Raw genomic sequence first — 11,932 nt, forward strand, 5'->3', positions numbered from 1 at the left:
ATAACTTTGGAACCCGGTTTTACGAAAGAAGCGTATATAGAAGAGCGCTAACAGTGGCCAGTTTAGAATTTCCACGTCTTGACCCCGGTGCTATCCTGTGAGCAGGTTTTTGAATTCGCGACGTTACGTCGCGCGGCTTTCCCAGCACCGTCAATGAAGACCCGTTTTGTAAGGACCCGAGCCATGCAAGCCAAGCCAGAGGCGCCACCTGAACTGACTTCAGATGGCAAACATCGCCGGTTTACGTTTGTTCTTCTGGATCAGTTCACGCTCCTGTGTTTTTCCGCTGCGATGGAATCGCTTCGGATCGCCAATCGCATGGCTGGTCAGGAGTTATATTCCTGGAACGTCCTAGGCGAAGGCGGGGACACCGTAACCTGCTCTGCTGGAACGGTCTTTCAGGTCGAATCTGATCTGAATGAGCTGCAACGTGATGACACGATCATGCTCTGCGGTGGCATCGAGGTGCAAAAAGCCACCACAAAGCGGGTCCTGTCCTGGTTGCGGCGCGAGTCCCGCAAGGGGCTGACCATCGCTGGGCTCTGCACGGCCTCCTACACGCTGGCCAAGGCCGGCCTGCTGGACGGCAAGCGTGCGACCATACATTGGGAGAACTCCGACAGTTTTGCCGAAGAGTTTGAGGAGGTCGATCTGACGAAGTCGGTCTTCGTCATTGATGGCAACCGTATGTCGACCGCTGGCGGCACCTCTTCCATCGACTTGATGCTGAAGATCATCGCCGAAGATCACGGTGAGGAACTGGCCAACATGGTGGCGGATCAGCTGATCTATTCCTCTATCCGGACCGATCAGGACGTGCAGCGCCTCTCCATTCCGACCCGCATCGGGGTGCGTCATCCCAAGTTGTCGATGGTAATCCAGATGATGGAGAAACACATCGAGGAACCGATCAGCCCGTCCATCCTCGCCGAGGATGTCGGCATGTCGACCCGCCAGCTGGAGCGATTGTTCCGCCGTTATCTCAACCGCAGCCCCAAACGCTATTACATGGAACTGCGTCTGCAGAAAGCGCGCAACCTGTTGATGCAAACCGATATGAGCGTGATCAACGTCGCGCTGGCCTGTGGCTTTGCCTCACCGTCGCATTTCTCCAAATGCTATCGCGCCCATTACGATACCACGCCCTATCGTGAGCGTGGCAGCAAGGGCGCGCGTCAGGTCACCTGAGCGTCATTCCGGGGTGATCCGGTAGAGGGCGCCCTCATACTCCGAGATAAACCATATCGACCCGTCCGGGGCCTCTCGCAGGTCGCGGACGCGGCCGGTCTGCGGCGCTTTCAACTTCTCGGCCTCTTGCAGATTCGACCCAGAGAGCCTTGAAATGTAATCGAACTTCAAAGATCCAACAAAGATATCACCACGCCATTGCGGCCAGAGGGCGCCCGAGTAGATCATCATGCCGGAGGGCGCGATGGAGGGATCCCAATACCATTCCGGCTGCTTCAGTCCCGGCTTCTCAGACCCCTCGCCGATCTTGCGACCCGAGTAATGCCGCCCATAGGAAATCACGGGCCAGCCGTAATTCTGTCCTCTCTCGATCAGGTTGACCTCGTCGCCACCTTTTGCCCCGTGCTCGACGCCCCAGAGCTGTCCGCGATCGTCCATTGCCAAGCCCTGGGGATTACGATGGCCATAGGACCAGATCGCCGGGCGCGCGCCTTCAACGTTCACAAACGGGTTGTCGCCCGGAATGCGACCGTCGGGCAGGATCCGTATGATGGACCCCTGCTCGCGCGACAGATCCTGTGCGCTGGGGCGATCACCGCGCTCCCCCAGCGTCACAAACAGGCTGCCGTCTTTCGCTTCAACCAGCCGCGACCCGAAATGTCGCCCTCCGCGGGCTCCGGCTCGTGCCTCAAATATCACTTTCAAGTCAGTGACTTCTGAAAGGTCATTGCTGAGTGTTCCGACGGCGACCGCGGTTCCCGCTCCTCGCCCCTGTGATTTTGCGAAGGTAAAGTAGACGCGTCGGCTCTGGGCGAAATCGCGTGCAGCAACGACATCCAAAAGACCGCCTTGCCCATCTGCGGCAACCTGAGGCGCGCCACGGACCTGCTGTTTGCTCCCCTCCTTGACATACCACAGCGCGCCGTTGCGTTCCGTCAGAAGGACGCCGCCCTTCGGAAGGAAGGTGAACCCCCAGGGGACGTTGAAGCCATCGGCGATCTTTTGAACGCGTAACGTTCCCTGACTGCTTTCCATCGCGCGTGCGCCGAAAGGTGCAAGCACCCCGGCGCCAAGGGCAAGAGTGATGATCAAGGCGAGACATCGAAACATCGGCTTTCTCCTTTGAAAGGCGGGTGTTAGCGCCCACATGTGAGGGCAGAAAAAAGCGGGTCTGATCGCTCTTCCCTTTCCTGCGGGGCTTGCATAGGGTTCCTGACGAACAACATTGTTCCAACAAGGGAGTTTTCAAATGAAAAAACTGCTGACTGCGACGGCGGCCATTGCGCTGAGCGCCGGCACCGCGTTTGCCGATGGCCACGCCAAAGAAGTTAAGCTTGGCGTTCTGTTTGGTTTCACTGGTCCGATCGAGTCCCTGGCACCGACCATGGCGGCTGGTGCCGAGCTGGCGATGGCTGAAGTCACCGAATCTGGCAAGCTGCTGGATGCTGCCAAAGTAACCCCGCTGCGCGCCGAAACAGGCTGCATCGACAATGGTCTGGCCACTGCCAACGCAGAAAAACTGATCGCGGATGGCGCCAACGGCATCGTCGGTGGCGACTGCTCCGGCGTGACGGGCGCGATCCTGCAGAACGTCGCCATTCCAAACGGCATGGTGATGATTTCGCCGTCTGCCAGCTCGCCGGGTCTGACCGCGATGGAGGACAACGGCCTGTTCTTCCGCACCACCCCGTCTGACGCGCGTCAGGGCGAGATCATGGCGTCGATTCTCGCGGATCGTGATGTCGACAGCATCGCCATCACCTACACCAACAACGACTACGGCAAGGGCCTGGCGGATTCGATCCAAGCCGCGTTTGAGGCCGGTGGTGGTGACGTCACGATCGTGACCTCGCACGAAGACGGCAAAGGCGACTATTCTGCCGAAGTGGCGGCACTGGCATCTGCGGGTGGCGATATCCTGGTTGTTGCCGGGTATCTCGACCAAGGTGGTCTGGGCATCATCCAGAGCGCACTCGATACCGGTGCATTCGATACCTTTGGTCTGCCCGATGGCATGATCGGTGATTCGCTGCCCGAAAACATCGGCTCGGACCTGAATGGCTCGTTTGGTCAGATCGCCGGCTCCGACAGCGAAGGCGCAGAGATCTTTGCCGAGATGGCGAATGAAGCCGGGTTCGACGGAACCTCTGCCTACTCGCCCGAAAGCTATGATGCGGCTGCACTTTTCCTGCTGGCCATGCAGGCCTCCGGCTCTGTGGATCCAAAGGATTACGTGTCCAAGATCACCGAAGTTGCCAATGCACCGGGCGAGAAAATCAACCCCGGCGAACTGGGTAAGGCGCTTGAGATCCTCGCCAATGGCGGCGAGATCGACTATGAGGGCGCCACTGGCGTCAACCTCATCGGCCCCGGTGAGAGCGCAGGCTCCTACCGTGAGATCGAAGTGCAGGACGGCAAGAACACGACGGTCAAGTTCCGCTAAGTCGGATCTTGTCGCGATATAGAAATCTGATCAGCCCGGGAGCCATATGCGCCTCGGGCTGTTCCAAATAATAGGGCCGCAGTAACTGACGGCAGGGGAAAAATGACATGATCGTCGTCGAGGATTTGCATAAGCACTTCGGCGGGTTCCATGCGGTTGACGGCGCTTCGCTGGAGATTGCAAAGGGCTCCATTACCGGTTTGATCGGGCCAAACGGCGCCGGAAAAACCACTCTTTTCAATGTTGTGGCAGGTGTATTGCCGCCAACCTCAGGCCGGGTCCTGATGGATGGCGAGGACATCACGGGCTTGCCGCCACATGAGCTGTTCCACAAGGGATTGCTGCGCACCTTCCAGATCGCGCATGAATTTTCCTCGATGACCTGCCGCGAGAACCTGATGATGGTTCCCGGCGATCAGTCGGGTGAGACGCTGTGGAACACCTGGTTTGGCCGCAAGCGCATCGCGGATGAGGAACGCGCCCTGCGGGCCAAGGCGGATGAAGTTCTGGAGTTCCTCACCATCAGCCATATCGCGGACCTGAAGGCGGGCGAGATTTCCGGCGGTCAGAAAAAGCTGCTGGAACTGGGCCGCACCATGATGGTCGACGCCAAGATCGTCTTTCTTGACGAGGTGGGCGCAGGCGTGAACCGGACGCTGCTGTATACCATCGCCGATGCGATCAAGCGCCTCAACGAAGAACGCGGCTACACCTTCGTGGTGATCGAGCATGATATGGAATTCATCGACCGCCTGTGTGATCCGGTGATCGTCATGGCGGAGGGCAAGAAACTGGCCCAAGGCACCCTGGACGAGATCAAGGCCAACGAGCAGGTGATCGAAGCGTACCTGGGCACTGGTTTGAAAAATAAAGATAAATTGCAGGGGGCGGACGCATGAGCGAACCCTTTCTGATCGGCGACAGCATGACGGGAGGCTACGGCAAGGGGCCGGACATCCTGCATGACTGCACCATCGCGGTGAACTCCGGCGAAATCGCCGTCATCGTTGGGCCCAATGGCGCTGGTAAATCCACCGGCATGAAGGCTGTCTTTGGCATGTTGAATGTGCGCTCCGGCGCGGTTCGGCTCGCGGGCGAGGATATCACTCACCTCAGCCCGCAGGAACGTGTGGTCAAGGGCATGGGGTTTGTGCCGCAGACCAGCAATATTTTCACCTCGATGACGGTGGAAGAGAATCTGGAGATGGGCGCGTTCATCCGCACCGATGATTTCTCCGACACGATGGAGCAGGTCTATCACCTGTTTCCGATCTTGAAGGACAAGCGCTATCAGGCAGCGGGCGAGCTGTCAGGTGGTCAACGTCAGCAGGTAGCCGTGGGCCGCGCGCTGATGACCAAGCCCAAGGTTCTGATGCTCGATGAGCCCACGGCGGGTGTCTCACCCATCGTGATGGACGAACTGTTCGACCGTATCATCGAGGTCGCGCGCACTGGTTTGCCGATCTTGATGGTGGAACAGAACGCCAAGCAAGCGCTTGAAATTGCGGACAAAGGCTATGTTCTGGTGCAAGGTGCAAACGCCTATACCGGCACCGGGCAAGAGCTTCTGGCCGATCCCGAAGTGCGCAAATCTTTTCTGGGAGGCTAAGAGATGGATTTCCTCAACGCCTTCGTGGCGCTTTCAAACTTCGTGCTCATTCCCGGCATCGCCTATGGCAGCCAACTGGCGCTTGGCGCGCTCGGGGTGACGCTGATCTACGGGATTTTGCGGTTCTCCAACTTTGCCCATGGGGACACCATGGCATTTGGGACCATGGTCACGATCCTGTTCACCTGGCTGTTTCAGTCCTGGGGGATCTCTGCGGGGCCCCTGCCGACGGCGCTGCTCGCCCTGCCCATCGGGATTGTTTTCACCATGGCGCTTGTGGTGGTCACGGACCGGGCCGTGTTCAAATTCTATCGCGAGCAAAAGGCCAAGCCCGTGGTGTTCGTTATGGTCTCGCTTGGGGTGATGTTCATGATGAACGGGCTCGTGCGCTTTATCATCGGCCCCGGCGATCAGCGGTTCGGCGATGGCGAGCGTTTCATCATCAAGGCCCGGGCGTTCAAGAATATGACCGGCCTCGATGAGGGGCTTGCGATCAAGACTTCACAAGGCATTACGGTCATCACTGCAATCATCGTGGTGGCGCTGCTGTTCTGGTTCCTGAACAAGACCCGTACCGGTAAATCCATGCGCGCCTACTCCGACAACGAAGATCTGGCGCTGCTGTCAGGCATCAATCCGGAGCGTGTGGTGATCATCACATGGCTGATCGTGGCGGCACTGGCGACGATCGCAGGCACGCTTTACGGGCTTGATAAGTCTTTCAAACCGTTCACTTACTTCCAGTTGCTCCTGCCGATCTTTGCGGCGGCCATCGTTGGGGGTCTTGGCAGCCCGCTCGGCGCGATCGCCGGCGGTTTTGTCATCGCCATGAGCGAGGTCATGATCACCTACGCCTGGAAAAAGGTCGGCGGGTACATCCTGCCCGAAAGCCTGGCGCCGGACGGGCTCGCGCAGCTCCTGAGCACCGATTATAAATTCGCGGTGTCCTTCGCGATCCTTGTCATCGTGCTGCTGTTCAAACCCACAGGTATCTTCAAGGGGAAAGCAGTATGAGCGATACTTTGAAACATACGCTTCTGTTCGTCGGCGTCGGCCTGCTGCTGGTGCTGGAAGGGACGACCACTGCCTTTGGTGTTTTCTCCGGCTCGTGGAATTCATCGCTGACGATCCTCAATATGGGTCTGATCTCCGCGATCATGGCGCTTGGGGTGAACCTGCAATGGGGCTTCGCCGGTCTGTTCAATGTCGGCATCATGGGCTTCACTGCGCTCGGCGGGCTTGCCGTGGTCCTCACCTCCATGTCACCCACGCCGGGCGCCTGGGAGGCGGGCGGCCAGCAGATCCTGATGGCTCTGGTGCTTGGCGCCGCGACCATCGGCCTTGCGATCCTTGCCTACCAGAAAATGACCGCCGGGCTGGCACGCACCGCGGCCATGCTGGCCATCCTGATTGTCGGCTTTGTGATCTACCGTGCGGTTCTTGATCCGGGGGTTGAGGCCGTCGAGGGGATCAACGCCGCTCTTGAAGGCAATATTGGCGGTCTTGGGCTGCCGGTTCTGATGGCCTGGCCCTTGGGCGGTCTGCTGGCGGCGGGCGTCGCCTGGCTGATCGGAAAAACAGCGCTGGGACTGCGCTCTGACTACCTCGCGATTGCCACGCTGGGGATTGCAGAGATCATCATTGCAGTTCTCAAGAACGAGGACTGGTTGTCCCGTGGCGTCAAGAATGTGGTCGGCCTGCCCCGCCCACTGCCCTACGAGGTCGATTTGCAAGGTGATCCGGCCTTTGTTGAAAAGGCGGCGTCCTGGGGTCTCGATGCAACCACCGCGTCAACGATCTATGTGAAACTGGGGTATTCGGCTCTCTTCGCGATCGTTCTGCTGGTGCTGCTGTGGATGGCGCAAATGGCGCTCAAGAGCCCATGGGGCCGGATGATGCGTGCGATCCGCGACAACGAGGTGGCCGCAAACGCAATGGGTAAGCACGTCACCCGCCGTCACCTGCAGATCTTCATTCTCGGGTCTGCCATATGTGGTGTGGCGGGCGCGATGATGACCACGCTCGACAGTCAGCTGACGCCGGGCACCTATAACCCCCTGCGGTTCACCTTCCTGATCTGGGTCATGGTGATTGTTGGTGGTTCGGGCAACAACTTTGGCGCGGTACTGGGCGGGCTTCTGGTCTGGTTCCTGTGGATCAAGGTCGAGCCGCTTGGCGTTCTGGTGATCGAAATGATCACCTCTGGCATGGCCGAAGACAGCGCGCTTCGCGCCCATCTTCTGGAAAGCGCGGCGCATATGCGACTGTTTACGATGGGCTTGATATTGCTCCTGGTTCTCAGGTTTAGCCCACGCGGTTTGATCCCTGAAAAGTAACAAAAAACGCCGCCCTCTGTGGGCGGCGTTTTCCGTTTTCCGCGTGCTCGCGCCCGGTCAGCGCCCCTTGAACAACCCGCCAAGGATGCCGCGCACGATGCGCCGTCCGGTTGTGCCTTTCAGCTCCTTGATCACTGCTTCTGACATGGCTGAGGCGATAGTATCTGCGCCCCCGATGCGGCGCGATGTGGACCGTCCAACCCGGCTGCCGCTGTAGCGACGGGCGGCGCTGAATTCTCGCACCATCGGGTCCGGAGCAGTCTCTGCCTGTTCTTCCGCCGCAGCCGCCTCGCGTGCCGCTGTTTCGGCGCGGGCCTTCAAAATCTCATATGCGGACTCACGGTCAACACTCGCATCATACTTGCCCGCCATGACCGAGGCCTGCATCACCGCCGTGCGTTCCGATGGTGTGATGGGGCCCAACTGGCTGGAGGGCGGCCGGATCAACGTGCGCTCGACCACGCCCGGAACGGCCTTTTTTTCCAGCATTGAGGTGACCGCCTCGCCCACGCCCACATCGCGGATGGCGCCCTCGGTCGAGAATCTGGGGTTTTCGCGGTATGTTTCCGCCGCCAGTTTCAGTTTTTTTCGATCTCGGGCGGTGAATGCACGCAGCGCATGCTGGACCCGATTGCCGAGCTGACCAAGGATGTCCTCAGGAATGTCATCCGGGGATTGGGTGACGAAATACACGCCGACGCCTTTGGAGCGGATGAGGCGCGCCACCTGTTCAACCTTGTCGATCAGAGCCTTAGGCGCGTCGTCGAACAATAGATGCGCCTCATCAAAGAAGAACACCAGCTTTGGTTTGTCCGGATCTCCGACCTCTGGCAACGTCTCGAACAGTTCGCTCAGCAACCACAGCAGGAACGTTGCATAGAGTTTGGGCGAGGCCATGAGCTTGTCGGCGGCAAGCACGTTAACCATACCTCGCCCAAGATCATCACATCGCATCAGATCCTGGAGGTCCAGCGCCGGTTCCCCGAACATGCTTGCCCCGCCCTGGTTTTCCAGAACCAGCAGCCGACGTTGGATCGCCCCGATCGAAGCGGTAGAGACATTACCATATCGCAACGACAGGCTATCGCGGTTCTCACCGACCCAAACCAGCAAGGCTTGCAGGTCCTTGAGATCCAGCAGCGGCAGCCCTTGTTCGTCGGCCAGACGGAAGGCAATGTTCAGAATACCCTCTTGCGCTTCGCTTAATTCCAGCAAGCGTGACAGCAGCAGCGGCCCCATTTCAGCGACGGTTGTGCGCACCGGATGCCCCTGGTCTCCGAAGAGATCCCAGAAGGTGACAGGCACCGAATGGTAGTCAAACGAGGTAAATCCTATTTTTTTCGCTCTTTTAACGAAGGGGTCGTGCAGCGCGGCATCCGCACTGCCAGATTTTGCCAAACCGGAGAGATCTCCTTTGACATCCGCCAGGATTACCGGCACGCCTTCGCTCGAGAAACTCTCTGCAAGGATCTGAAGTGTAACCGTTTTACCGGTTCCCGTCGCACCGGCAATCAGCCCATGCCGATTGGCATACTTTAGGCTGAGGTACTGTGGCGTTGCATAGCTTTCGCCCCCTCCGCCGATGAAAACTTCCTTTGGCATGCCTGCTGAACTCCTCAAGGCGCGTATTCACCCAAATACATTGTTAACCTTTGTCTGCCAGCGTTAAGAGGTCCGATGGTTCGAATGCGGTTGGATCAACGGACACTTCCTCCCTGTCAGACTGGCCGTGCCTTAGTGCACGGCCTTTTTTTGTCTCGACGCGAGGGTGCGACACAATCTGTCATAATTCCATAGTAGAACACCGCCAAAAGGGTGCTTTGGCTGTAATATCATTTTTTTTCTATTGGATGTTGACCGATACGATTTTCGCTCGTAACGTTCTGAACAATAACTAAGTCGGCCAGTCCGACGGGGAGATATCTACGTAAAAGGGGGCTTCGGCCCCCTTTTTCGATGTCTGGCTTGTCAGCGCTGTCTGTTGGATGGTTGATTGAGTATCCAAGCTGTAGAACATCGGCGGAAATCAGTCATTTGCCCCATTTACTGCTGTTATTCCCCTGACACTTGCAGGATGCCATGTTAAATGGCGAAGATAGATTCAAACAAAAGAGGCATTCATGTTGAAATCCCTCAGCTCGGTCTCCCTTGCCCTCCTCCTCGCGGCGTCGCCGCTGGTGGCGCAAGAGACGACGGATCAGGACACAACCGATCAGACTGCAGAAACTGCAGAGCAAGATGCAGAAGCGCCCGCGCCGAATGCAGACCAGCTGCTGGATCTTGGCACACCCGCCGATGCGGCGCTGCGCGTCGGGCAGCGGTACTCAAAGGAGAAATTCGGAGATTGGGATCTGGCTTGCGTCAACACCCAGTCGGATGAAGATCCTTGCTCGCTGCTCCAGGTTCTTGTCGACGAAGAAGGCGGCCCCGTGGCAGAAGTCTCACTGTTCCGCATCGACACGTCCGGTGGCGGCCAGGCGGTGGCTGGCGCGACTGTGATCGCTCCGCTGGAAACCCTGCTGCCGGCAGGTCTGACCGTCTCTGTGGATGGTGCGCCGGGCAAGCGCTACAACTTCTCCTTCTGCAATAAAGCCGGCTGTGTCGCACAGATTGGCCTGACAGAAGCAGATATCAATGCGTTCAAACAAGGCAGCGAAGCGGTCTTCAGCCTGCGCCCTGCTCCTTCGCCGGAAACCACGGTCTCTGTGCCGATGTCGCTGAAGGGCTTCACCGCGGGCTTCAATGCCGTGGATGTCGTGAAGCAGTAAGAACTGGTTCCTGAAACAAAAACGCCCGCCCGAGGATCAAACCTCAGGCGGGCGTTTTTTGTTCCGAGTAGAGGGTCAGACTCGCTTCAGCGCCAGGACAGCGTTCAATCCCCCAAAGGCAAACGCATTGGAGAGCGCAACATCGATCGTTGCTTCCCGCGCCTCGTTGGGGACCACATCAAGCGCGCATTCCGGATCGGGCTCTTCATAGCCGATGGTCGGGGCGATAACGCCGTCGCGCAACGCCATGATGCAGGCCAGCAGCTCCACCGCACCGGTGCCGCCGATCAGATGGCCATGCATTGATTTCGTCGAGGAGATCATCAGATTGTCGGCATGCGGGCCAAACACATCGGCCACGGCGGCGCATTCAGTCTTGTCATTGGCCGCGGTGCCAGTGCCATGGGCGTTGATATAGCCCACGTCCTGCGCATTGATCTGCGCGTCCTTCAGCGCGCCGGAGATTGCACGCGCGGCGCCCTGTTTGCTGGGCATCACGATATCGGCGGCGTCAGAGCTCATGGCGTAGCCGACGATTTCGCAGAGGATTTCTGCCCCGCGGGCCTTCGCATGTTCGTATTCCTCGAACACAAAGACCCCGGCGCCTTCGCCCTGAACCATGCCGTTGCGATTTGCGCTGAACGGGCGGCAGGCGTCCTTCGACATGACGCGTAGCCCTTCCCAGGCCTTCACCCCGCCAAAACAGAGCATCGATTCCGACCCGCCGGTCACCATCGCGGGGCTCATGCCGCTGCGGACCATCTGGAAAGCCTGCGCCATGGCATGGTTGGACGACGCACAGGCGGTCGAGACCGTAAAGCTGGGCCCTTTGAGGTTATATTCCATGGACACGTGGCTGGCCGCCGCGTTGTTCATCAGCTTGGGGACAACAAAGGGATGAACCCGGTTCTTTCCGTCTTCGTAGACGGAACGATAGTTGTCATCCCAAGTGGAAACTCCACCCCCGGCGGTGCCAAGAACCACGCCTGATTTCGCGGCCAACTCGCCGGTGAACTCGAGGCCCGATTGACGGATCGCCTCACCCGCTGCAACCAGCGTGAACTGGGTAAAGCGATCATAGAGCACCATCTGTTGCCGGTTGAAGCGGCCTTCTGCCTCGAAATCGCGGACCTGACCGCCAATCTTGATGGCAAGCCGATCAACGTCACGAAAATCCAGGTCGCCAATGCCACATCGGCCTTCACGCATGGATTCCATGGTTTTGGCAACCGTATGTCCGAGCGCATTGATGGTTCCGGCGCCGGTGATCACAACGCGTTTCATGGCAAGTCCTCTTGTCCGATGACACCCAGTGCGATCAGCCGTTCTTTTCGGCGACCAGTTTGTCGATCCCGGCGATGATGGCGGCGACATTCGAGATATCGAAATCGCTCCGCTCAGGCTCGTTGGCGTTGAAGGGGATGGTAATGTCGAATTCTTCTTCGATCGCAAAGATGCTTTCAACGAGGCCAAGGCTGTCGATGCCGAGATCTTCCAGCGTGCCGTCGAGGGTTACATCCGAGGGCTCCAATACCGCCTGCTCAGCGATGATTGCGATGACCTTATCCTGCGTGCTCATGAGCGGCTC

At 58.6% G+C, this 11,932-nt stretch carries 11 protein-coding genes; 7 read left to right on the top strand and 4 right to left on the bottom strand.

Going from position 1 to position 11,932, the window contains the following annotated elements:
- The first annotated feature begins 183 nt into the window (after nt 1-183).
- Nucleotides 184-1,188: a GlxA family transcriptional regulator gene (locus R1T40_RS05740; protein WP_317386203.1), complete on the top strand. Its 1,005-nt coding sequence runs from the start codon at nt 184-186 to the stop codon at nt 1,186-1,188.
- A 3-nt stretch (nt 1,189-1,191) separates the two neighbouring features.
- Here the strand turns inward: R1T40_RS05740 and R1T40_RS05745 are convergent, their stop codons facing one another.
- Nucleotides 1,192-2,298: a PQQ-dependent sugar dehydrogenase gene (locus tag R1T40_RS05745; RefSeq protein ID WP_317386204.1), complete on the bottom strand. Its 1,107-nt coding sequence runs from the start codon at nt 2,296-2,298 to the stop codon at nt 1,192-1,194.
- 139 nt (nt 2,299-2,437) lie between these two features.
- On the opposite strand from R1T40_RS05745, the gene R1T40_RS05750 reads away from it, so the two are divergent.
- From R1T40_RS05750 to R1T40_RS05770, 5 genes are all read left to right on the top strand, one after another.
- Complete coding sequence (locus R1T40_RS05750) at nt 2,438-3,631, top strand: ABC transporter substrate-binding protein (protein WP_106163661.1); 1,194 nt, start codon at nt 2,438-2,440, stop codon at nt 3,629-3,631.
- A 107-nt stretch (nt 3,632-3,738) separates the two neighbouring features.
- The gene (locus R1T40_RS05755; protein ID WP_317386205.1) at nt 3,739-4,530 is read left to right on the top strand and encodes an ABC transporter ATP-binding protein; all 792 of its coding nucleotides are present in this window, start codon (nt 3,739-3,741) and stop codon (nt 4,528-4,530) included.
- Nucleotides 4,527-5,240 carry an ABC transporter ATP-binding protein gene (locus tag R1T40_RS05760; protein WP_106163659.1) on the top strand — a complete coding sequence of 238 codons (714 nt, stop codon included), beginning with the start codon at nt 4,527-4,529 and terminating at the stop codon, nt 5,238-5,240. Before R1T40_RS05755 ends, R1T40_RS05760 begins: the two co-directional genes overlap by 4 nt.
- Before the next feature lie 3 nt (nt 5,241-5,243).
- Nucleotides 5,244-6,254: a branched-chain amino acid ABC transporter permease gene (locus tag R1T40_RS05765; RefSeq protein WP_106163658.1), complete on the top strand. Its 1,011-nt coding sequence runs from the start codon at nt 5,244-5,246 to the stop codon at nt 6,252-6,254.
- Nucleotides 6,251-7,576 carry a branched-chain amino acid ABC transporter permease gene (locus R1T40_RS05770; RefSeq protein WP_317386206.1) on the top strand — a complete coding sequence of 442 codons (1,326 nt, stop codon included), beginning with the start codon at nt 6,251-6,253 and terminating at the stop codon, nt 7,574-7,576. Before R1T40_RS05765 ends, R1T40_RS05770 begins: the two co-directional genes overlap by 4 nt.
- A gap of 57 nt (nt 7,577-7,633) precedes the next feature.
- Here the strand turns inward: R1T40_RS05770 and R1T40_RS05775 are convergent, their stop codons facing one another.
- Nucleotides 7,634-9,178, bottom strand: a complete 1,545-nt coding sequence (locus tag R1T40_RS05775) for a helicase HerA-like domain-containing protein (protein WP_317386207.1) — start codon at nt 9,176-9,178, stop codon at nt 7,634-7,636.
- 518 nt (nt 9,179-9,696) lie between these two features.
- Between R1T40_RS05775 and R1T40_RS05780 the strand changes: the two genes are divergently transcribed.
- Nucleotides 9,697-10,344: an invasion associated locus B family protein gene (locus R1T40_RS05780; RefSeq protein ID WP_106163655.1), complete on the top strand. Its 648-nt coding sequence runs from the start codon at nt 9,697-9,699 to the stop codon at nt 10,342-10,344.
- A gap of 75 nt (nt 10,345-10,419) precedes the next feature.
- Here the strand turns inward: R1T40_RS05780 and R1T40_RS05785 are convergent, their stop codons facing one another.
- Together R1T40_RS05785 and R1T40_RS05790 are read right to left on the bottom strand one after the other, a co-directional pair.
- Nucleotides 10,420-11,628 carry a beta-ketoacyl-[acyl-carrier-protein] synthase family protein gene (locus R1T40_RS05785; RefSeq protein ID WP_317386208.1) on the bottom strand — a complete coding sequence of 403 codons (1,209 nt, stop codon included), beginning with the start codon at nt 11,626-11,628 and terminating at the stop codon, nt 10,420-10,422.
- A 34-nt stretch (nt 11,629-11,662) separates the two neighbouring features.
- A complete protein-coding gene (locus tag R1T40_RS05790; protein WP_317386209.1) occupies nt 11,663-11,923 on the bottom strand; it encodes an acyl carrier protein in 261 nt (86 codons plus the stop codon).
- Nucleotides 11,924-11,932 lie beyond the last annotated feature (9 nt).

This window comes from Tritonibacter scottomollicae (assembly GCF_032924845.1).
Lineage (GTDB): Bacteria > Pseudomonadota > Alphaproteobacteria > Rhodobacterales > Rhodobacteraceae > Epibacterium > Epibacterium scottomollicae.

Bases quoted from the DNA above. Each gene is read 5' to 3' on its own strand.
- R1T40_RS05740 (WP_317386203.1), top strand. From the start codon at position 184: ATGCAAGCCAAGCCAGAGGCGCCACCTGAACTGACTTCAGATGGCAAA.
- R1T40_RS05745 (WP_317386204.1), bottom strand. From the start codon at position 2,298: ATGTTTCGATGTCTCGCCTTGATCATCACTCTTGCCCTTGGCGCCGGG.
- R1T40_RS05750 (WP_106163661.1), top strand. From the start codon at position 2,438: ATGAAAAAACTGCTGACTGCGACGGCGGCCATTGCGCTGAGCGCCGGC.
- R1T40_RS05755 (WP_317386205.1), top strand. From the start codon at position 3,739: ATGATCGTCGTCGAGGATTTGCATAAGCACTTCGGCGGGTTCCATGCG.
- R1T40_RS05760 (WP_106163659.1), top strand. From the start codon at position 4,527: ATGAGCGAACCCTTTCTGATCGGCGACAGCATGACGGGAGGCTACGGC.
- R1T40_RS05765 (WP_106163658.1), top strand. From the start codon at position 5,244: ATGGATTTCCTCAACGCCTTCGTGGCGCTTTCAAACTTCGTGCTCATT.
- R1T40_RS05770 (WP_317386206.1), top strand. From the start codon at position 6,251: ATGAGCGATACTTTGAAACATACGCTTCTGTTCGTCGGCGTCGGCCTG.
- R1T40_RS05775 (WP_317386207.1), bottom strand. From the start codon at position 9,178: ATGCCAAAGGAAGTTTTCATCGGCGGAGGGGGCGAAAGCTATGCAACG.
- R1T40_RS05780 (WP_106163655.1), top strand. From the start codon at position 9,697: ATGTTGAAATCCCTCAGCTCGGTCTCCCTTGCCCTCCTCCTCGCGGCG.
- R1T40_RS05785 (WP_317386208.1), bottom strand. From the start codon at position 11,628: ATGAAACGCGTTGTGATCACCGGCGCCGGAACCATCAATGCGCTCGGA.
- R1T40_RS05790 (WP_317386209.1), bottom strand. From the start codon at position 11,923: ATGAGCACGCAGGATAAGGTCATCGCAATCATCGCTGAGCAGGCGGTA.